This window comes from Thioalkalivibrio sp. ALE14, assembly GCF_000376845.1.
Classification (GTDB): Bacteria; Pseudomonadota; Gammaproteobacteria; order Ectothiorhodospirales; family Ectothiorhodospiraceae; genus Thioalkalivibrio.
Genome location: NZ_AQXY01000031.1, coordinates 26,756 through 45,942 on the forward strand (window position 1 = coordinate 26,756; position 19,187 = coordinate 45,942).

18 protein-coding genes are annotated in these 19,187 nt (G+C 66.1%); 7 read left to right on the forward strand and 11 right to left on the reverse strand.

What is annotated here, in order from left to right; genetic code table 11:
• Positions 1-139: 139 nt before the first annotated feature.
• Positions 140-409 carry a Txe/YoeB family addiction module toxin gene (locus F572_RS15490; protein ID WP_081602041.1) on the reverse strand — a complete coding sequence of 90 codons (270 nt, stop codon included), beginning with the start codon at positions 407-409 and terminating at the stop codon, positions 140-142.
• Positions 384-662, reverse strand: coding sequence for a type II toxin-antitoxin system Phd/YefM family antitoxin (locus tag F572_RS0112925; RefSeq protein WP_024327451.1), 279 nt, complete (start codon positions 660-662; stop codon positions 384-386). The genes F572_RS15490 and F572_RS0112925 overlap by 26 nt, the downstream gene beginning before the upstream one ends.
• Before the next feature lie 535 nt (positions 663-1,197).
• Between F572_RS0112925 and F572_RS0112930 the strand changes: the two genes are divergently transcribed.
• Both F572_RS0112930 and F572_RS0112935 read left to right on the forward strand, forming a co-directional pair.
• The gene (locus tag F572_RS0112930; RefSeq protein ID WP_017942543.1) at positions 1,198-3,159 is read left to right on the forward strand and encodes an HD domain-containing phosphohydrolase; all 1,962 of its coding nucleotides are present in this window, start codon (positions 1,198-1,200) and stop codon (positions 3,157-3,159) included.
• A 539-nt stretch (positions 3,160-3,698) separates the two neighbouring features.
• On the forward strand, positions 3,699-4,892 hold the full coding sequence (locus F572_RS0112935; RefSeq protein ID WP_017942542.1) for a diguanylate cyclase domain-containing protein: 1,194 nt from the start codon (positions 3,699-3,701) through the stop codon (positions 4,890-4,892).
• A gap of 174 nt (positions 4,893-5,066) precedes the next feature.
• Here F572_RS0112935 and F572_RS0112940 read toward each other — a convergent pair whose 3' ends face one another.
• Complete coding sequence (locus F572_RS0112940) at positions 5,067-5,384, reverse strand: type II toxin-antitoxin system RelE/ParE family toxin (RefSeq protein ID WP_017942541.1); 318 nt, start codon at positions 5,382-5,384, stop codon at positions 5,067-5,069.
• A gap of 4 nt (positions 5,385-5,388) precedes the next feature.
• Entirely contained in the window at positions 5,389-5,673 is a 285-nt protein-coding gene (locus tag F572_RS0112945; protein ID WP_017942540.1) for a type II toxin-antitoxin system Phd/YefM family antitoxin, read from the reverse strand.
• Positions 5,674-6,260: 587 nt separating this feature from the next.
• Here F572_RS0112945 and F572_RS0112950 point away from each other — a divergent pair.
• Positions 6,261-7,691, forward strand: coding sequence for a phospholipase D-like domain-containing protein (locus F572_RS0112950; RefSeq protein ID WP_026143096.1), 1,431 nt, complete (start codon positions 6,261-6,263; stop codon positions 7,689-7,691).
• A gap of 335 nt (positions 7,692-8,026) precedes the next feature.
• On the forward strand, positions 8,027-9,265 hold the full coding sequence (locus F572_RS0112955) for an MFS transporter (protein WP_017942538.1): 1,239 nt from the start codon (positions 8,027-8,029) through the stop codon (positions 9,263-9,265).
• A gap of 4 nt (positions 9,266-9,269) precedes the next feature.
• Here the strand turns inward: F572_RS0112955 and F572_RS0112960 are convergent, their stop codons facing one another.
• Positions 9,270-10,004, reverse strand: coding sequence for a DUF72 domain-containing protein (locus F572_RS0112960; protein WP_017942537.1), 735 nt, complete (start codon positions 10,002-10,004; stop codon positions 9,270-9,272).
• Positions 10,005-10,134: 130 nt separating this feature from the next.
• Positions 10,135-10,701, reverse strand: a complete 567-nt coding sequence (locus F572_RS0112965; protein ID WP_017942536.1) for a DUF99 family protein — start codon at positions 10,699-10,701, stop codon at positions 10,135-10,137.
• Between the two features lie 280 nt (positions 10,702-10,981).
• Here F572_RS0112965 and F572_RS0112970 point away from each other — a divergent pair, with 280 nt between their 5' ends.
• Positions 10,982-11,884, forward strand: coding sequence for a complex I NDUFA9 subunit family protein (locus F572_RS0112970; RefSeq protein ID WP_017942535.1), 903 nt, complete (start codon positions 10,982-10,984; stop codon positions 11,882-11,884).
• Positions 11,885-12,087: 203 nt separating this feature from the next.
• Here the strand turns inward: F572_RS0112970 and F572_RS0112975 are convergent, their stop codons facing one another.
• The 4 genes from F572_RS0112975 to F572_RS0112990 form a co-directional block, all read right to left on the reverse strand.
• Positions 12,088-12,432 carry a hypothetical protein gene (locus F572_RS0112975; RefSeq protein WP_026143095.1) on the reverse strand — a complete coding sequence of 115 codons (345 nt, stop codon included), beginning with the start codon at positions 12,430-12,432 and terminating at the stop codon, positions 12,088-12,090.
• Positions 12,433-12,560: 128 nt separating this feature from the next.
• Positions 12,561-13,223, reverse strand: coding sequence for an SOS response-associated peptidase (locus F572_RS0112980; protein WP_017942533.1), 663 nt, complete (start codon positions 13,221-13,223; stop codon positions 12,561-12,563).
• An 11-nt stretch (positions 13,224-13,234) separates the two neighbouring features.
• The gene (locus F572_RS0112985) at positions 13,235-14,485 is read right to left on the reverse strand and encodes a ribonuclease H-like domain-containing protein (RefSeq protein ID WP_017942532.1); all 1,251 of its coding nucleotides are present in this window, start codon (positions 14,483-14,485) and stop codon (positions 13,235-13,237) included.
• Positions 14,472-16,907: a DEAD/DEAH box helicase gene (locus F572_RS0112990; RefSeq protein ID WP_017942531.1), complete on the reverse strand. Its 2,436-nt coding sequence runs from the start codon at positions 16,905-16,907 to the stop codon at positions 14,472-14,474. The genes F572_RS0112985 and F572_RS0112990 overlap by 14 nt, the downstream gene beginning before the upstream one ends.
• Positions 16,908-17,012: 105 nt before the next feature.
• Here F572_RS0112990 and lexA point away from each other — a divergent pair, with 105 nt between their 5' ends.
• Positions 17,013-17,666: a transcriptional repressor LexA gene (lexA, locus tag F572_RS0112995; protein ID WP_017942530.1), complete on the forward strand. Its 654-nt coding sequence runs from the start codon at positions 17,013-17,015 to the stop codon at positions 17,664-17,666.
• A 4-nt stretch (positions 17,667-17,670) separates the two neighbouring features.
• On the opposite strand, the gene F572_RS0113000 is transcribed toward lexA, so the two are convergent.
• A complete protein-coding gene (locus F572_RS0113000) occupies positions 17,671-18,342 on the reverse strand; it encodes a DUF429 domain-containing protein (RefSeq protein WP_017942529.1) in 672 nt (223 codons plus the stop codon).
• Between the two features lie 85 nt (positions 18,343-18,427).
• Between F572_RS0113000 and ubiG the strand changes: the two genes are divergently transcribed.
• The gene (gene ubiG / locus F572_RS0113005; RefSeq protein ID WP_026143094.1) at positions 18,428-19,186 is read left to right on the forward strand and encodes a bifunctional 2-polyprenyl-6-hydroxyphenol methylase/3-demethylubiquinol 3-O-methyltransferase UbiG; all 759 of its coding nucleotides are present in this window, start codon (positions 18,428-18,430) and stop codon (positions 19,184-19,186) included.
• The last annotated feature ends 1 nt before the right edge of the window (position 19,187 follow it).

Sequence of the window (19,187 nt, forward strand, 5' to 3'; positions counted from 1 at the left end):
CAGAAGGACTTTCGTGCGCTCAAGGATGATTTCTGAGCCTTAGCGAGGGCATTTCGCCCCCGAAATGGTGCCTTCCCGGCACGAACGGGGCTCGGGGTCAGACCATGATGCCCCGAGCGAGGGGCAACATGGGCTCGGGTCACAACGTGTCGTAATGGCCGCCGATCGCGAAGACGTAGATGGCTTGATCGTCGAAGCGGTAGATCAGGCGATCCCGGGAGGAGAGACGTCGGGACCAGAAGCCCGACAGCGAATGCCGAAGGGGCTCCGGCTTACCCGTTCCCGTAGCTGGATCGTTCCGGAGCATTTCCTTGAGGATCCGGCGCAGCGCTCGATCCAGCTTTGGGTCGCGCTCCCGGAGCGTTTCGTACGCCGCCCAGGTATTACCCTCGAATACCAGTGATCTCATCCATCTCCCCTTCCGTGGGACGGTAGCCTTCTCCCTTCCGATGGGTAACGGCCGAATCGGCGATCTGCTGCATCAGGCTGGAGTTCTGGAGGACGTAGAGCGTTTCCTGCTCCCTTTCCCAGTCGTCCGCACTCATCACCACAAAGGCCTCACCCGCTCGGCGCGTGACCTTGAGCGGCGTGTGCGTAGTGACGGCCTCTTCCACGAAGGCCTTCAGGTTCTCGCGAAACCGGTTCACGCTGACTGTTTCCATGCCGGACCTCAAACGTACGGACGTACCGTACAACTATAGACATCCTTCAGGTTCGGTTCAATTGCGTCTTCCGGCGCACCGTTCCCACATGACGTACCGGAGGAAGAGGACACCGACCTTTCAGGGAAGATCCGGCAACGCCAATGCGCCTGGGAAGGTCTCGTGACGAGAGAGAGGACACCCATCTTCTTCCTGGGGCCACACGGTCATTCCGGCCAGAGCGAAGCGCAGTGCCGGGATCTCTGGCGTCCCCTCCTGCCCCGGCGCCCGAGATCCCGGATAACCGCTGCACGGCTTCCGGGATGACGATGCGTGGCGGCGGGGTCGGGCCTTGCGGTGTGGGGCTGGGCGCAGGGGTTGGACGTTGCTTCTTGCCTGCCTTGCTGGCCAGGGCCAAAAGGCAATGTCTGACCCTCTTGTTGTTGCACTCTGGTCGTTACAGCAGATCAACTCCAGGCGCGACAGACTGCTAGGATGACTTTTTCTTGACGATGCCGGCTCAAGAAAAGCCGGATTTGTGGCAAGGATCGCGAGCATGCCGAACACGTATTTCGAAAAGACCGTGGATTTCACTCGGCTGCTTTTCGAATGCCCCAGGATCGAACAGGCCCACCAGCAGTGGCTGCAGGCGCTGGACGCGATTCCGGACCCCATCCTGCTGCACGACAGCGACGGACGGATCCTGCGCGTCAACCAGGCCTACGCCGAAAAGGCGGGCGCGTCCTATGGCGAGCTGATCGGGTCACCCTACTGGCACTTTTTCCCGCGTCAGGACGACCCCCTGCCCGAGTGCCGGGCGATCGCCGAAGGGGCGGATTACCGAAGCCGAGAACTCCATCTGGCCTCGGGGGAGGCTTACCAGCTCTTCGCGTATGCCGTCCGGGATCCGGAAGCGGATCAGCGCTTCGCATTCAACGTCTTCCGTGATATCACCGACGAGGTCCGCCATCGGCAACAGCGGCAGGAGCAGGAGGCCTTCTTTACCACCCTGGCAGAGACTGCCCGGGACGCCGTCGTGGTCATGGACCCGGAAGGCAAGGTGGCGTACTGGAACCGGGCAGCCGAGGAGGTTTTCGGATATTCCTCCGGGGAGGTGCTGGGGAAGCCCCTGCATCCGCTGATTGCCGCACCCCGGCACCAAGGGAAATATGAGGCGGGCCTGCGCCACTTTGTGGAGACCGGGGAGGGGCCCGTCGTCGGGGATACCCTGGAGCTGGAGGCTCAACACAAGGACGGAACGGTCTTCCTGGTGGAACTGTCGGTTTCGGCGGTTCAGTTCGGGGGCGGCTGGCACGCCCTCGGGATCCTGCGGGATATTACCCGGCGCAAGACTCGCGAACGCCGGCTTACGCGAACGACCGAGTACCTGCGAGCCCTGGTCCAGGCCCATTCCGCGCTTGTGACTGCCACAGAAGAAAGCCAGTTATTCCAGGATGTCTGCCAGGCCCTGGCCGATGCCCGGGAGTACCCCCTGGTCTGGGTAGGGATGGCTCGGAAAGAGGCCGGCCACCCGGTGGAAGTAGTGGCATCGGCAGGCACCCGCACGGATTATCTGGAAACCATCGTGGTGACCTGGGGTAGTCGCGAGCAAACAGGTCAGGGCCCTACCGGCCGGGCCATCCGGGAGGGCAAGCCCCAAATGACCCGCAACATCGCCACCGACCCCAGCTTTACCCCCTGGCGGGAGCCGGCCAGGGAACGCGGATTCGCGTCTTCCATCGCCCTGCCTCTCCAGATCGATGGCGAGGCCGTTGGGGCCCTCAACGTGTATGCCAACGAGCCCGAGGCCTTTGACGATGAAGAGCAGTCTCTGCTGGCAGGACTGGCAAAGGACCTCGCTCGCGGCCTCGAGGCCCTGCGTACACAAAAGGAGCGCGACGAGAGCCAGACAGCTCTGCAGGAGGCCCTGGTCGATACGGTCGAAGCGATCGCGCGTCTGGTAGACAAGCGCGACCCCTACACGGCCGGCCACCAGAAGCGCGTGGCCGAACTGAGCCAGGCGATCGGCCGCAAGCTCGGATTGCCCGAGGACCGGGTCAAGGGCCTCTACCTCGCCGGCCTGATCCACGACCTGGGCAAGATCAGCATCCCCGCCGAGATTCTGAGCCGCCCGGGTACGCTGTCACCCAAAGAGTTCGAGCTCATCAAGGACCATGCCCGGGCCGGCTACGACATCATCCGGGATATCGCCTTCCCGTGGCCGGTGGCGGACGCCGTCCTTCAGCATCACGAGCGGCTGGATGGGTCCGGCTACCCCGACGGCCTGAGCGGTGACGAGATCCTTCTCGAGGGACAAATCCTGGCCGTAGCGGATGTGGTGGAGGCCGTTTGTTCACACCGCCCCTACCGACCGGCCTTCGGCATCGAGGCGGCCCTGGACGTCATCCAGAAGGGGCGCGGGACCCAGTTCAGCCCCGAGATCGTGGATACCTGCCTGGCACTGTTCCGGGAGGATGGTTTTCTGTGGGCAGATACCGAAGCAAGGCCGGGCCCCTGAGTGCCGTGCGGAGAGTCAACGGAAGGCGCATGCGCTACGGGGCTCGAAAATGAGAAAGGAATGAGAAAGAGGACACCCATCTTCTTCCGGGGGCCACGCCGTCATCCCGGCCGGAGCGAAGCGGAGAGCCGGGACCTCTGACGTCCGCGTCCGAGTGCTCGGAGTCAGGCCTTGCCTTTCGCCGAGCAACTGCCGCATCAGGCCGCCAATTCCCACAACACGTCGGGATGGCGGTCGGCGATCTTCAACAGGGTTTGCGCGGAGCCAGAAGCGTCGGGGGTCAGACGTTGCCTTCATGCCTTTTGCCCCCTGACAGCCGGTTGGAGCCCAGGCAGTTCCAACCGATTGCCACGGCCTCTGCGAGGCCTCGCAATGACCGCGGGGAATAGCGGGGGCCGGACCTTGCCCTTTGCCCTCAGCCTCACATTCGAGTCAGAAACCACGGTTTGATCCGATAATGTCCGGAATCCGGGCGACTGACCGGGTGCTTGACCCACGGGAGGGTGCTTTCCATGCTCGCCTCTTGAAAGGAGGAGTCGATGCAGTTCTCGCAAAAGGTGCAGCGGATCAGCGGGCGGTTGTTGAACGCCATCACCGTCGCTTTCGTGGTCCTGCTGGCGGGCATGATCGTGATTGTGGGCAACAGCCTGTGGCAGAACCAGCGCCTGCTGGCCGAGCTGCATCACATCACCGAGGAGCGAGGACAGCGCATCCAGCTGGCGTCCGATCTGCTGGAGGCCGCCTACAATCGCCACCAGACCATGGTGAATCAGGTCATCACCGACGACCCCTTCGAGCGTGATGACCTGATGATGGAGTACCACCGCTGGGGGCACCGGGTCGGCGAGGTGCGCGCGGCCCTCGATGAGCGCGTGACCGAGGATGCGGCGCGGGCAAGGCTTGAGGAACAGGATGCCCTGATCCCGGACATCGTGAAGCTGCAAGACCAGGTGGTGGACCTGGCGGCCCGCGAGGAGATCGCGCCGGCAATGGCAATCCTGAGCGAGCGTCTGTTTGATCTTGATCGGGAGTTCGACAGCTCCATCGAGGCGTTGCGAGCACATGAACGCGCACAGATGGAAGCGGCAGCCGAGCGCGCTGGCAAAGTCGGGGCGCACACGCAGCGCTTCATGCTGGTGTTCGGTGGGGGCGGCGTGGTGTTCGCGTTGGCTCTGATTCTGCTCACCCGGCGGACCCTGGTGACCATGCACCATGATTTGCGCGAGCAGGCGTCACAGCTCGACGAGGCCGGACGCCAGCTGCAACACGAGGCTAGCCACGACCCGCTGACCGGTCTACCCAACCGGCGCGCTTTCTATAAGCGCCTGCAGGATGCAATCGCCTGGTCCCAACGGACCGGCGAAGCGTTCTCCGTAGGCTTCATCGATCTCGACCAGTTCAAGCCGGTGAACGATCGGTTCGGACACGCGGCGGGCGACGAACTGCTGGGGGTGGTCGCCCGCCGGCTGGAGGAGGCGCTCAGCGAGCCGGCCTGTGTGGCCCGGGTCGGGGGTGACGAGTTTGCGGTGCTACTGTTCGGAGAGGATTCAACCGAAGCCGAGGGGAAGCGACTGCAGGCGGCGGTGTCCCGGCCGGTCCAGCTTGCTGCGGGCGAGGTCACGCCGGCGATGACTCTGGGTTGGGCCTGCGGTCCGGGAGACGGCGATCCAGACGAACTGCTGGGGCGAGCCGACCGCGCGATGTATGGTCTCAAGGCGGGGCGCGGGACGTAGCCGGAGAAAGAAGACACCACCTTTCCGATCCGATGCGGCACCGCGAAAGCTACCAACAAGGTCTCGGGCCAGTTCGGCCGATTGGTGCGGCCTCTTCGAGGCCTCGCAATGACGGTGGGCCGGGCTTGCGTGCGCTCAAACGCCACGAACCGTGAGCGGAGGTCTGGTGGCTGCCTAGTCCTTCTTCGACGCTCCACCAGGGAGGTGCAGCAGGCGTTCGCTTCGCCAGACGCGGACAATCCTCACCCGACCGGGATCACGCCGGTACACGATGCGGAACGGTGGATGGACGACCTCTCGCAGGAACGGCTGGTCAAATTCGGGCACTACCCTGCCGATGTCGGGGTGGTCGTTCAGGGCCTGGACTCGTTGGAAAATCTCTTGCACCAGCCTCTGTCCGACCTCCGGCACGCCTTGCTCCGAGTACCACTCCTGCATCTGCTCGAGATCGCGCAGGGCGGATTCGGCAAACGTGATCGTAATGCCGGGCATATTGCTAGTTGAGACCGAGCTGCGCCCTGGCTTCGTCCAGCGAGAGTTCCCGGCCGGCCTCCAGGTCCGCCAGACCCGCGACGACGGCCCGCATGAATTCCCGCTCTTCCTCGGCCTTTTCGTAATCCGCCACCGACTGCACCACGGCAACACCCCTGCCCCTGCTAGTCAGCAGTACGGGCCGGTGAACCTCGGCCACGTGTTTCATAACCCGTCCCGGATTCGCCTTCAGGTCGGTCAGGGGGACCAGGTCTTCGGAAAATTTGATCATCACGATCCGCTCCATCATAAGCCGCCGTCAGGGCGGACTATAGCACCTGTTAAAAGGGCCATGGAGAGCACTCTGCGGAGCAAGAGGACACCCATCTTGTTCACATGCCGCCCTTCTCCCGCAGGAGCCCAGCCCGCTGGGCGACGGGGCGCTGGATACGGCCGATCGGCGAGAGGGCTCGCCTCCTACAGGACCTTCGGGGCCTGGCCTTGTGCTGGGTCGCGAGGTCAGGCCTTGCCTTCGGCCAACCTGCCTCACGTTCGAGTCAACGCGCGGGCAATGGGATCAAACGCGGGCTTTTGGCTCATGGCCGCGCATTGACGGGCTTCGGGAGAAAGCTCCAGTCTCGACTTCGTGCCCGGGTGCCGCCAGGCAATCGGTGTCGCCGCCCGGACCAACAGCCGCCTTGTCGCGGCCGCCCGCCTCGAGCCGGGTTTCCGGAGAGCCGTTTAGCCCACCATCGGAGAGGTCTCGTTGAACGTCCCTGACATTCCCGCGTCACCTTGGGATCGGCATGGGTCGAGCGTGGATCGCGGCCGGCTCGGGGACGGTGCCACGACCGCCACGCCGGCGCGTTCGTCCCTCGCCTCCGATTCGGGCCGCGCATGAGACGTGGGCGCTTTCTCCTGCTCGGCTTGCTGGCCGCATACCTCGTGACCGGCGCCTATCACCTGTACAAGCCGCTTCCCGAGGGGCTCGATGTCGCCACGCCCTACCGTCCCGCCGAGGGGGTCGAGTTCCTCGCGGATTCCACGTGGACGGATACGCAGGGCAATCAGCACACCGAGCACGAGATATTCGATGGCGCCCTGGAGATGATCGGACAGGCGCAGTCGCTGGTGGTCGCGGATTTCTTTCTGGTCAACCAGTTCGCGGCCAGATCCGATACTGCGCATCGCCCGCTCTCGAGCGAGTTCGTCCTGGGACTTTCGGAACGGCAAGCGCAACGGCCCGGAGTCCAGATGCTGCTGATCACCGATCCATTCAACACCCTCTACGGCGGCATCAAGCAGCCCCTGTTTTCCCGGCTGGAGGCGAATGGCATACCGGTGATCGAAACGGATCTGCGGGCCCTGCGGGATCCCAACCCCCTGTGGTCGACCGCCTGGCGCATCTGCTGTCAGTGGTTCGGCAACAGCTCGCACGGCGGTTGGCTGCCGAACCCGGTGGGCGATACACCCGTCACCCTGCGCACGTACTTCGCGCTTCTAAACTTCAAGGCGAACCACCGCAAGACGCTGGTCACGGATGGGCCGGACGGCTGGACCGGGCTGGTGACTTCGGGTAATCCGCATGATGCCAGCAGCCGGCACGACAACATCGCCGTGCGTTTCCGGGGCGCCGCGGCCATCGACCTGCTGCACACCGAACGCGCGGTCGCAGAGTTCTCGAATGGAACCCGAACGGCCCTTCCGGATCGCGTGGAAGCGAACGGAGCCGTCGATTCGCCCGTCCGGATCCGAATCCTGACCGAGTCACGGGTCCGCGACGCCGCCCTGGAGATGATTGACACCGCGGCTCCCGGAGACCAGCTGGACCTGTGGATGTTCTACCTCTCGCACCGGGGGATCGTGAAGGCCCTTCTGGACGCACAGCAGCGCGGCGTCGACCTGCGGGTGCTTCTCGATCCGAACCGTGATGCATTCGGCCGGGAAAAGCAGGGAATACCCAACCGGCAAGTGGCGCTGGAGTTGAACGCCGGGGACGTTCCGGTGCGCTGGTGCAACACCCAGGGCGAACAGTGCCACGCGAAGATGCTCCTGCATCGTCCTCGCGATGGCGATGCCACGCTGCTTGCGGGCTCCGCGAACTTCACCCGGCGCAACCTGGACAATTTCAACCTGGAGACCAACGTGCAGATTCAGGCCGAGGCCGGGACTCCGGTGATCGCCGATGCCACCGAATTCTTCGATACCCGCTGGCACAACGAGCAGGGCCGGGTTCACAGCCTCCCCTACCAGGAATATGCCGACGACTCCCGGTTGCGCTACTGGCGCTACCGGATGATGGAGGCAACCGGGCTGTCTTCTTTCTAAGCGCACCCAGACACCACTGACCGCGGAAAAAGGAGAAAGAGCGTGCGGAGAAAGAGGACACCCACCTTTTCGCTCAGATCCGGGAACGCCAATGCACCGGGCAAGGTCTCGGGCCGATCCGGCCGATTGCCGCGGCCTCTGCGAGGCCTTGCAATGACAGCGGACCCCCTCGCGAGAAAGAGGTCACCCGCCTTCCTTGGCTCGCGCCCAGCCAGTCCGGGTCACGCAACCTGTGAGCACACAAGAGCGACTCGAGCGCGAATGTGTACGTTGATTGGTGTTTCCCTACACCAGACCTGTACCGTTTCAGGAGACCCCGTTGCGCGGCATATCGCATGAGCGAGACTTCGGACATCCGCAGGAAGAGCTTCATCGCCCACATGGCGACGGTGTTCATCAACGCGCTCAATGACAACTTCTTCCGGCTGGTGGTGATCTTCATCGCCATCCGCGAGTTTGTCGCCGAGGGTGAAGGCACCTTCTACTACAGCCTGGTCGGTTTCGTGTTCCTGCTGCCGTTCGTGCTGTTCTCGCCATGGGCCGGCTACATCGCCGACCGCTACAGCAAGAAGACCGTGATCGTCTGCACCCGCCTGGCCGAGGCCGCCGTCCTGCTGACCGCCGCGCTGATGCTGATCACCGACAACTTCCCCGGCCTGCTGGTGACGACCTTCCTGATGGGCCTGCAGAGCACGTTCTTCAGCCCGGCGAAGTTCGGCATCCTCCCGGAGCTGGTGCGCTACCAGCAGCTTTCGCGCGCCAACGGCCACATCCAGCTGTGGACCTTTCTGGCGATCATCCTTGGCACTGCGCTGGCGGGTTTTGTAATGGAGTTCGCCGGCGAGGCGCTCTGGGTCCCGGCGGCATTGATCGTGGGGTTGTCCGTTACCGGCGTGGTGACCAGCTTTTTCATCGCCCCGACCCTGGCAACCGACGACCCGGCGCCCTTCCGACTGAACCCGTTCGCAACCGTCATGCAGTCGGTCGCGGAAATCCGGCCCCATCGCGTCCTGTTCATGGTGATGCTTGGCATCGCATGGTTCTGGGCCCTGGGTACGCTGTACCAGCTGAACGTGCCACTGTTCGCCGAGATGCACCTGGAGCTGGGCGAACTCGCGACCGGCATCATCCTGACCACGCTGGCACTGGGCATCGGGACAGGCAGCATCCTGGCCGGCTACCTGTCGCGTGGCGGCATCGCCATGCACCATGCCCCGGCCGGCATGATCGCCGCCGCCCTGATCAGCGCGCTGCTGTATTTCGCCGCCGACAGTTACGCCGCGACGCTGGTGCTGATCGCCCTGCTGGGCATTGCCTCCGGATTCTTCATCGTGCCGATCACCGCCTACCTGCAGGGCCACAGCCCTGCCAACCGACGCGGCCGCTTCATTGCCGCGAGCAACTTCCTGGCGTTCTCGGCCATGCTGGTGTCGCCGGTCCTGTTCTGGCTGCTCACCGGGCCCGCCGGTGCTTCGCCCGCGCACGTGTTCGTGATCGGTGGTCTGGCCTCGTTGCTGGTCGGCTTGACGGCCCTCCGGCTGTACCACCGCCACCGCGCGGAGGCGGGTGCCTGAGCCCTCAGTCCGCATCCCCCAACCGTTGGATCAGACGCTGGGCGTCGCGGGGCGCGGCCCCCTCGGCGTTGTTGTCGAAGTAGGCATGCACCTCGCGCCCTTGCGCCTGCCACTGCCGCACGCGGGCGGCCCACTGGTCCAGCAGGCGGTCGCTGTAGGCCGAGGCATACGTGCGGGTATGCCCGTGCAGACGACAGTAGACCAGCGGGCCCGCTACAGCCTCCCAGCACGGCCAGTCCGGGGCATCCGACTGGCAGATGCCCACTTCGGCCGTATCCAGATGCGTCGCCACGGCCTCGATAAACCAGCTGGGATGGCGGAACTCGATGGCATGCCGAACTTCCGGCCAGAACCCCAGCGCGTGGGTGAACGCCTCCAGTCGCTCCTGGTTGATCGCGAAGTTCGACGGCAGTTGCCACACAACCGCCCGCAGCCGGTTCCCCATCGGTTGCATGCGTTCGCGCAGCAGCCGAACCGGATCCTCGGCGTCCTTCAATCGGTGGATATGGGTGACGAAACGGCTGCCTTTGATCGCGAAGCCGAAATCCGGGGGCGTCTGCTCCGCCCATCGCTCCACGGTGGTGGTCGCGGGGAGGTGGTAAAAGGTGCCATTGATCTCCAGAGCGCTGAAATGCCGCCCACAGTGGGCCAGCCACTCGCGCTGCGGCACGCCGCGGTAGAAGTCGTCCTTCCACGCCCGGTAGTTCCAGCCGGATGTCCCGACATACGCACGGGCCATCGGGGCCTCCTTCAGACTTGCCTGTAACGAGTGTAGCGACCAGCCCGACGCGGCACCCGGGGTGCCTCAATCTGGCCTGTACTCATGCCATGGCCGCCCGGCCCTTGCCGCGCCGGTGAGGCGCCCCGGGTCAGGGGCGGTGACGACTCGCCCCAGTAGTCACGCCTCCCGCGATGATGTGCGCCACCCGCAGCGGCTCCGGGAGTCGGCTGTGGAGTCGCTGGTCTTCCAGGAGCCGCTGCGCCGCCGTGTAACCGATGCCGCAGCGCTGCACGTACAAGCCCTCCAGCGGTTCCATGACCCCGGCGGCCTTGATCAGTTGCCACTTCCGGGCGCCCCCCGGGACGTGCTCCAGCAGCGCACGACGAATCGCGGGCAAATCGGGGGCATGGCGCGCCACCGCGAGCACCGGTAACCCGGTACGCGCATGCAGCCCATGCAGGTCCACCACGTTGAATCCAGCCAGGGTGATCCCCTGCAACAGGATCGCGTGCAGCTGCGGTGCAAACGGACTGCCCAGCACGCACTCAGCCAGACGCGCTGTGGAGTTGACTCCGTCACGGCGCACCCGCGTCGAAAGGACGCCGTCCAGCCGCTTCCCGGCGAAGACGGCACCAATCACTCGCACGTCGCCCCGATACTGCCGCGCGAACGGTGCATCATCGAAACCCACCACGTGTGAAAGTCGTTCGTGCATCCGCTTCCCGCTCGGCCACCTGCCCCGGCGCGGCGCGGGGCCTTCAAAAAACCACCAGGGGTACGCCCGCAAGGATCCCCGTCTGCTCCGACAGTCTGGCCTCGCAGGGCCACCGGTTGCACGCGCGCCCCCAGTCCCCTGCATCATGGCAGATGCAGGCCTCGATCCAGAGCGGAACGCACGAGACCCGCTGCGGCGCATCGGCTTGATCCAGCGTGATGGGCTGATTGTGGGCTGCCGTATCCGACGTCCGTACCAATCATCCAGAGGGGGTCTCGCCATGCAGCCGGACCTGATCACCGTATTCGGCGGCACCGGGTTTCTCGGCAGCCGGATCGTGCACGAACTGATCAATGCGGGTCACGCCGTGCGCATTGCATCGCGCCGGGCGGCGGTACCCTCCGGACTGGAACAACAGGCCCGGGTGGAACACTGCCGCGCCGATATCCGCGACGATGCCGATGTCGCCCGCGCCGTGGAGGGTGCCCACGGCGTCGTCAACGCGGTCAGTCTGTACGTGGAGCAAAGTGATCTGCGGTTCACCACCATCCACGTGGAAGGCGCGCGCCGGCTTGCCCGCGCCGCGCACCAGGCCGGCCTCGAACGCGTCGTGCAGATCTCCGGCATCGGCGCCGACCGCCGGTCACCCTCCCCGTATATCCGCGCCCGCGCCGAAGGCGAAGACATTGCGCAACGCGAATTCCCGAACGCCGTGATCGTGCGCCCCAGCGTCCTCTTCGGGCCGGGCGATGCCTTCCTGCGCAACCTGGCCGGTCTCGCATCCCTGCCGGTGATCCCTCTGTTTGGCCGCGGCACCACCCGCCTGCAGCCCGTACATGTAAGTGACATCGCCCGCGCCATCGCCCAATTGTCCGGAAACGTACCACCCGCACACCCCATATACGAACTCGGTGGCCCCGACATCCTGACCTACCGCGAGATCCTGGCCCTGGTACTGGACCATAGGGGCCGCAGACGCCCCTTGCTCCCGGTCCCGTTCGCCGTCTGGCACGCGCTGGCCGGTTTGGCCGCCGTGCTACCAAACCCACCCCTGACCCGCGACCAGCTTTACCTGATGCAGCAGGACAACGTCGCCGGAACCACCACCGGAAGCTTCGCCGACCTCGGGATTACACCCCGCTCGCTCGAGACCGTACTACCCGATTGCCTCCCGACCCAATGACTCTGTTCCGCACCGGCTGACGGCTCCGCCTCCATTACGACGTAGATCGGTAGACCCCCGCTAGCAAGCTGGCCTCGCGACTTCGATGCGACGCGGCCCTGGGGGTGTCACGCCTTGCCCGTCGAGTCACGGGGTCAGGCCCTGCCTTTTGCCCTTGGTCAATCGCAGGGCCAAGCAGCGAGGCCCGCTCCCAGGGGGCCGGATTATCGCGAATCGGGCGGGAGTCCGATGCACTCGCGCATCAGATCGAGCAGGCCATCGACACTCGACGGATCGTCGGTTTCGAACATGGCTCCCGCGCCATGCTCATCCAGCCGCATCACGATGCAGTGCCAAACATAGGTCCGGGCGTCTGCACCCTCTTCCGGGGTTACCGTCAAGATCAGTCTTGAATGCACGGAGAGACCTGAAACCGGCATCTCCACATAAAGCCCGCTGAGGCTGACATCGCGGACCCACCCACTTGCCTGAAATTCGGGGGCACCCTGCAAATCCTGTACTTCCGCGGTCATGCGGACGCCCCTGCGGCGTCCTTCCCGAAGTTCCATCAACCAGACTCCCACCGCGGACCCGAAAGCCACGCCATTTTCATGTCGTCTCTCCCCTGACTGTAGAGCATCCGAATGCGCGCCCGGGGTCAGACGGGCCGGGTCCGGATCTTTTCGTATCAGGATGGTTAGCCGGTGGGGTCGAGCACGGAGGGATCGTCGTTCTGCGGGCGGTTCACCCGGGGCGAAACGGCGTACGCCTGCAAGCCGGACGGCGGCAGGCGCCGGGTGATGTGGCGGACCTGCTCGCGTTCGGTGATGGCGGGGTCCAGCCAGTCCCAGCGGCATGCGGCATCCAGCGCGAGGGGCTGTCGGTCGTGGATATGCGCCAGGCGCTCGGACGCGGGCTCGGTGATGATCGCGCAGCAGGCCCCACCGTCCGCGGTCGGCTCCCAGATGCCGGCCAGGAGCAGCGCGTCCTGCGGCGCGTCGTCGGTCAGGGTGATGAAATGCGGCTGCTTGCCCCGTTCGATCTGTTGCCACTCGAACCAGCCGTCCGCCGGGATGATGCAGCGCCGATGCGCAAAGGCACTGCGAAAGTACGGGCTGCTGGCCACCTTTTCCGCACGCGCGTTGATGGGCTGCGGCCCTTCGGTGACGCGTTGCGGCCGGAAGCCCCAGTGCATGGGCTGAAACGCGGCCTTGGCTTCGTCGCCCGCCCGGAATGTTTCGATGGCCGTGCCTGGCGCCACGTTGTACCGAGGGGCATCGAAGTCCTCCTCGATGCGGGTCTCGAAGTAGCGCCAGGCCAGTTCACTGGTGGCCGAGTAACGCGCAAATCGTCCGCACATGTCGTCTCGCCTTACCGGGCCGTTGCCTCGAGCCGCGCATGCAGTCTTGCGATCCGAGCCGTGGCCCGGGGCCCGGATGCCAGTTGCCCGGCGTACTGCAGCGCGCGTTTCCAGTCCCGGCGCTGGTGCTCGTGGTACTTGGCCAGTGCCTCCAGTGCCTCCTGGACGCCCTGCTCTCCCAGCGCTTCCCAGACGGGCACGGCCTGATCATATCGCCCCTCGCGACGCCATTCGCGCGCAAGCCACAATCGGCCGGCCGGCGACAGCCGGTCCTGGTGGGATTCGAGCAGCCGCCGGGCGGTGTCCGCGCCCTGCAGGCGTTCCTGCACGCGCGCGGCGCCCTCCACCGATGCCCCATAGGCCGCGGGCTGTACCAACACGGACGCCAGCGCCGGGCCCAGCAGGGCCAGGGAGAGGATGTCGTCGGTGTTGTGCCGGACGACGCGTTCCAGCTCCTCGCTGCGCCCGGAGGCAAGATAGGCCTTCCAGGCCCACGGGGCCTCGGACCCGGGCAGGTCGTCCTGACGATCGAGCCCCAGCAGGCGCTCCTCGACCGTTCGCAGGCGACAGTCCGGCCAGGCGTGGCCGAACAGGCTGCGCACCGGGTGCAGGAAATCGGTGTGTGCAGTTTCTGGCACATCCGGACGGCGTTGCATGCGGCGACGATCGCGCAGCAGCGGCAGGTCGAAGGTCTTGCCGTTGTAGCTGACCAGGTGATCGCACTCATTCAGGGCCCCGTCGACCGCTTCCAGCAGGGCGCCCTCGCCCGCGAACGCCGTCATCAGCCACTGGCGCAGGCGGATCCGGCCATCCTGGATCGTGGCCAGCCCGACCAGAAACGCGACTGTCCCGGCCCCACCGGCGAGGCCGGTGGTCTCGGTATCGATAAAACCCACGCGCCGATCGGCGTGCCAGAACGGCATTGCCGGTTCGCGCGCCCGTGCCAGGGTATGTCCGCCGTGGGCGTGGCGATCCGGCATCACGCGGTCGAGCAGGATCACCTGCGGCGCCAGGAGTTCGCCATCCAGGCGCTTCGCCAGCTCCTCGGGCGGGATGGAGGATTCGACGGCTGCACGGCGCGGCCTTGTTCGCCCGGTCCCCGCCACCCCCATGCGGTCAAGCCGGGCCCGGATCTCGTCCAGCACATTGCCCGTGCCCTGTGCGGTGCCGGCGCTGTGAGAATCCGCCGAGGTCCGGCCAGGCGCCGGCGGCTCACTGCCCGCCTGGCGGCGCAGGGTGTTCAGCCGGTCATGCAGCCCCATGGGATTCCAGGCCCTCCAGGACCGTGATCGCGGCCTGTTTCGGCGAAAACCCGCGTACCTCGTCGCTCGCGAGGATCGGACCGATGCAACCCGGACAGCCGTGGGCGCAGTCGCACTGGCGGATCAGACTCAGTGCGTCGCCAATGACCCGGTCCCGGTTGTCGAACAGGGGCGCCGACAGCCCGACACCGCCGGGATAGTGGTCATACAGGAACACGGCCGGGCGGAACCGGCCTTCCTGCTCCGGATCGCACTCGCCCCCATCGAGGGTGCGCAGCTGGCCGCGGCCGTTCGATCCTACGGTCGCAAACCAGCGCGCATCGCCATCGCCGACCGCCCGGCCCAGATCCTGCGGCTCGGACATCACCACCAGTGCCGCCACGTGGTGCATGGCGTAGGCCGCGCCGAGAAACCCGTCCAGGGCCTCGTGTCGGGATGCGAAGCGCTGCTCCAGGGCCTCGGGGGCCATCTGCCACCAGACGGCGGTGGTGTGCATCTCCTGGTCCGGCAGGTGGATGTTGCCGTAACCGATGTTCTCGTGGGTGTAGTAGCGGATCTTCTTGTAGCCCGGGATGCGCCGGACGATATGGACCTCGCCGCGTGCGGCCTCGCCCTGCCCCGCCGGGCTGCGCTCGAAGTCATCCAGGATCTTCAGACGCGTGTAGTCGATGGCGTCGGTGTAGTAGTCGGCGCGGGTGCGCGTGACGAACGCCTTGCGCCCGGTCCAGTCGAGCCGTTCGACCTGATAGGGCACGGCCTGCACCAGGTAGATCGCGCCCTCGTACAGCGTCTCGGCCGCACTGGAGAAGTCCACCTCGGCGATGATCTGTTGCTGGCCTTCGGTCGTATCCACCACGACGAAGTTGCCCTCGGCGACGGAACGCAGGCTGACGCTCTGGGCCGGGTAACTGTCCTCGGTCCAGTGCCAGGTATCCGACTCGCGGTGCAATACGCCCTGCTCCTCCAGGTACGCCAGCAGTGACTCCAGATCCTCGCCGCCGAAGGTCTCGCCCTTCCGGAACGGAAGCTCGAAGGCGGCACAACGCACATGATCCAGCAGGATCAGGAGCTGGTCCGGCGCGATGCGCGCCTGCTCCGGGGACTGCCCCAAGAAGAACTCCGGGTTGCGGATGATGTACTGATCCAGCGGATCGGAACTGGCGACCAGCACACCCAGCGACGGGCGGTTGCGCCGGCCCGCGCGGCCCAGGCGCTGCCAGGTGCTGGCGATGGTGCCGGGATACCCGGTCAGCAGGCAGACATCCAGGCTGCCGATATCCACCCCCAGCTCCAGCGCGGAGGTGGCGATCACGCAATCGACGTTGCCGCTGCGCAGGGCCTTCTCCGTCTGGCGCCGCTCGTTGGGCAGATAGCCGCCCCGGTAGGCAGCGACCCGCGAGGCCTTGCGCGGGTCGTTGTCGAACACGTCCTTCATGTAGCGGGTGATCACCTCGACCATCAGCCGCGAGCGCGCAAAGATGATGGTGGTGAGCTTGCCGCGCAGGGCCATGCGCGCGATGCGCGTGACCTGGGACCGGGCCGAGGCGCGGATGCCGAGATCCGCGTTGACCACCGGCGGGTTCCACAGCAGAAGATGGCGCTCCCCCGCCGGTGCCCCGCTCTCGGTGATCGCCGTGACCGGCTCGCCGACCAGGCCCGAGGCCAGTTCCTCCGGGTTGGCGATGGTCGCCGAGCTCATGATGAACACCGGGTCCGCGCCATAGAAGCGACAGATCCGGCGCAGCCGCCGCATGACGTTCGCCACGTGCGAACCGAACACGCCCCGATAGGTGTGCGTCTCGTCAATCACCACGTACTGCAGGCTCTCGAAGAACTGGGCCCACTTGGTGTGGTGCGGCAGAACGCCCTGGTGGAGCATGTCCGGGTTGGTGACGACGATGTCGCCCCGGGTGCGCACCGCCTTGCGGGCATCCCCGGGGGTATCCCCGTCGAAGGTATAGGCCCGCACCCCCAGGTCACCGGCCTCGTTGAGTTCCATGAGCTCTGCCACCTGGTCCTGCGACAGCGCCTTCGTGGGAAACAGGTACAACGCTTTGGCCTTGTTCTCGCGGGCCGCCTGGAGCACCGGAAGGTTGTAACAAAGCGTCTTGCCGGACGCGGTCGGGGTCACGACCACCGTGTGTTGTCCGCCGCGGATCTGGTCCCAGGCGGCACGCTGATGGCTGTAGAGCTGTTCCACGCCCCGGGCTCGGAGCGCGCCGGCAATGGCCGGATCAAGATCCGCGGGCAGGTCGGCGTACTGGGCGGGGCGCGCCGGCAGGACCAGCTCACCGGTAATGCGCTTGGCGTAGCGCTCCTTGATGCGCTCGACCAGTCGCCGCGCGCCGGCGCCTTCGCCCGGCCCCTCCACGTGTGATTCGGGTTCGGTGAGTTCGGGGAGGACGCGCGCCGGTTCGGTCATGGCAATCTTCTCGCGGGAGCCGTACAGTGGCGATCATAGCCCGGAGAACAAACGGAGAACAATGTTCTCTTCCCTGCGCGATCACGATCCTGAAGAACGGATGCCATGGAGGCACTGACCCCGCACCAGCGTCGAGTCCTCGAGGCCCTGCAACGCTATGCGGCCGAAGGACACGCGCCGAGCCTGGATGAACTGGCGCAAGCCCTCGGCCTGCGCTCACGCGGCTCGCTGCACAAGCACATCCGGGCGCTGGAAGCCGCGGGCTACGTACGGCCCGCCTGCGGCCGTCATCGCGGCATACGGCTGGCCGATGAACGGCCGGTGTTCACAGATGCGCGACACCCCGCCACAGACGCCGACACGTGGGCCCCGCACACCCTGCCCCTGCTGGGCCGGATCGCGGCGGGCCAGCCCATCGAGGCCCTCGCGCATCCCGAACCCGTGGAGGTACCCGCGCACCTGCGCGGACACGGCGAGTGCTACGTGCTCGAGGTGAAGGGGGACTCGATGCAGGATGTCGGCATCCTGGACGGCGACTGGGTGGTCATCGAGTCGCGCAGCCATGCCCGCAACGGCGAGATCGTGGTCGCCCTGATCGACGACGGAGACGCCACCCTCAAGCGGATCGAACAGACCCCGGATGGCGTCCTGCTGCATGCGGCGAACCCGGCCTACGCGCCGCTCTTGGTCGCCCCGGACCAGCTCCGCATCCAGGGAGTGCTCGTCGGCCAGATGCGCCGTTACTCCTCGTCGATGTAATCCTTCAGCAGGCGAAGTCGAATGGATGCAGCGGCGGCTCGGCCGGGTGGATCCAGGCGGGTTTGCCCTGCCTCCACTGCCAGGCCGCCAGGGCCGCGGCACAGGCGGCGACCGAGTGATCGCTGGCCTGATCGAGGTCGCATACCCCGTGGAGCCCCTGCCCCTCCAGCCAGGCCAGCAGCTCGCGGCGCGCCTCCGGCTCATGCTTCATGGCCTTCAATGTCGCCACCGAGGCGCCCCTCAGGACCATGGCCACGGTGGGGTGTACCTCCACCAGCCGGGCGTCCGGGCGCTCGCTGCCGAGCATGCGGCTGACCGCCACACCCCGCAGCGTCAGGTAGGCCATGCGCGGTGCGGAAGGGGCCATGACGGTTCCAGCCGGCAAACCGTGTTCGACCGCCACGCGTCGCAGGGACTGGTCGGATGTGCGACTGCCTCCGGTGGGCCAATACGACAGGGGCGCATCCAGCCCGACAATCGCGCCCGCGGGTATCCGGTCCAGGATCGCCTGATCGTTCGCTCCCGCCACCAGCTCCAAAAGAACGAGCGCCCCACCCTGTTCACGGAACACGGCGACGGAGGTATGCGCGGCACTGCCGGGGCCGGACAGGTCCACCCCGATGATCGTCTGCCCCATTCGATCGACCTCGGCTCGCTGCTGACGAAGGGCCACCATCGCATCGATCCTGACCGGATGCGATCAAAACCGGGATCGCGTGGTCCGAAAGGAACCGTCACAAACATGGTGAGCAGCGCAGCCAATGAATTCTCCAGATGTGGAACGCGACCGAACCGTTGACCCGGACGAGGTGCAACGCTACCGCGCCCTGGCCGAGATGTGGTGGCAACCGGATGGAAGACTCTGGCCCCTGCACGTGCTCAATCGACTGCGCAGCGAATACATCCGGGATCAGCTCTGCCGGTCGCTCGGATGCGACCCGGAGGCCGACCGCCCCCTGGCCGGCCTGCGCATGCTCGATATCGGCTGCGGCGGCGGCCTGCTGAGCGAGGCGATGGCCCGCATGGGCGCGGACGTGCTCGGGGTGGATGTTGTCGACCGCAACATCGCCGCGGCGCGGCATCACGCCGGGGAACAAGGCCTGGATGTCCGCTACGAGGTCAACACCGCCGAGGCCCTCGCCGCACGCGGGGAAGCCTTCGACGTGATCCTCAACATGGAGGTGGTCGAACACGTCGCGGACCTGCCCGCGTTCATGGGGAGCGTCAACCGGATGCTCCGTCCCGGCGGCCACACCTTCGTGGCCACCATCAACCGCAATCCTCTCTCGTTCGTGGTGGCGATTGTCGGCGCCGAGTACCTGTTCCGCATCCTGCCCCGGGGCACCCATCAGTGGAAGCGCTTTGTCACGCCGCGAGAAACGCGGGAGCTGCTGGCCCGGGACGGCCTGGAGCCCGTGGCGCAGACGGGGGTCAAGGTAAATCCACTTAACCGCCGGATGTGGCTGTCGCGATCCATGAGCGTCAACTACATGATCCTGGCACGAAAGGCTGCAGCCTGAA

Bases quoted from the DNA above. Each gene is read 5' to 3' on its own strand.
- F572_RS15490 (WP_081602041.1), bottom strand. From the start codon at position 409: ATGAGATCACTGGTATTCGAGGGTAATACCTGGGCGGCGTACGAAACG.
- F572_RS0112925 (WP_024327451.1), bottom strand. From the start codon at position 662: ATGGAAACAGTCAGCGTGAACCGGTTTCGCGAGAACCTGAAGGCCTTC.
- F572_RS0112930 (WP_017942543.1), top strand. From the start codon at position 1,198: ATGCCGAACACGTATTTCGAAAAGACCGTGGATTTCACTCGGCTGCTT.
- F572_RS0112935 (WP_017942542.1), top strand. From the start codon at position 3,699: ATGCAGTTCTCGCAAAAGGTGCAGCGGATCAGCGGGCGGTTGTTGAAC.
- F572_RS0112940 (WP_017942541.1), bottom strand. From the start codon at position 5,384: ATGCCCGGCATTACGATCACGTTTGCCGAATCCGCCCTGCGCGATCTC.
- F572_RS0112945 (WP_017942540.1), bottom strand. From the start codon at position 5,673: ATGATGGAGCGGATCGTGATGATCAAATTTTCCGAAGACCTGGTCCCC.
- F572_RS0112950 (WP_026143096.1), top strand. From the start codon at position 6,261: ATGAGACGTGGGCGCTTTCTCCTGCTCGGCTTGCTGGCCGCATACCTC.
- F572_RS0112955 (WP_017942538.1), top strand. From the start codon at position 8,027: ATGAGCGAGACTTCGGACATCCGCAGGAAGAGCTTCATCGCCCACATG.
- F572_RS0112960 (WP_017942537.1), bottom strand. From the start codon at position 10,004: ATGGCCCGTGCGTATGTCGGGACATCCGGCTGGAACTACCGGGCGTGG.
- F572_RS0112965 (WP_017942536.1), bottom strand. From the start codon at position 10,701: ATGCACGAACGACTTTCACACGTGGTGGGTTTCGATGATGCACCGTTC.
- F572_RS0112970 (WP_017942535.1), top strand. From the start codon at position 10,982: ATGCAGCCGGACCTGATCACCGTATTCGGCGGCACCGGGTTTCTCGGC.
- F572_RS0112975 (WP_026143095.1), bottom strand. From the start codon at position 12,432: ATGGAACTTCGGGAAGGACGCCGCAGGGGCGTCCGCATGACCGCGGAA.
- F572_RS0112980 (WP_017942533.1), bottom strand. From the start codon at position 13,223: ATGTGCGGACGATTTGCGCGTTACTCGGCCACCAGTGAACTGGCCTGG.
- F572_RS0112985 (WP_017942532.1), bottom strand. From the start codon at position 14,485: ATGGGGCTGCATGACCGGCTGAACACCCTGCGCCGCCAGGCGGGCAGT.
- F572_RS0112990 (WP_017942531.1), bottom strand. From the start codon at position 16,907: ATGACCGAACCGGCGCGCGTCCTCCCCGAACTCACCGAACCCGAATCA.
- lexA (WP_017942530.1), top strand. From the start codon at position 17,013: ATGGAGGCACTGACCCCGCACCAGCGTCGAGTCCTCGAGGCCCTGCAA.
- F572_RS0113000 (WP_017942529.1), bottom strand. From the start codon at position 18,342: ATGGTGGCCCTTCGTCAGCAGCGAGCCGAGGTCGATCGAATGGGGCAG.
- ubiG (WP_026143094.1), top strand. From the start codon at position 18,428: ATGAATTCTCCAGATGTGGAACGCGACCGAACCGTTGACCCGGACGAG.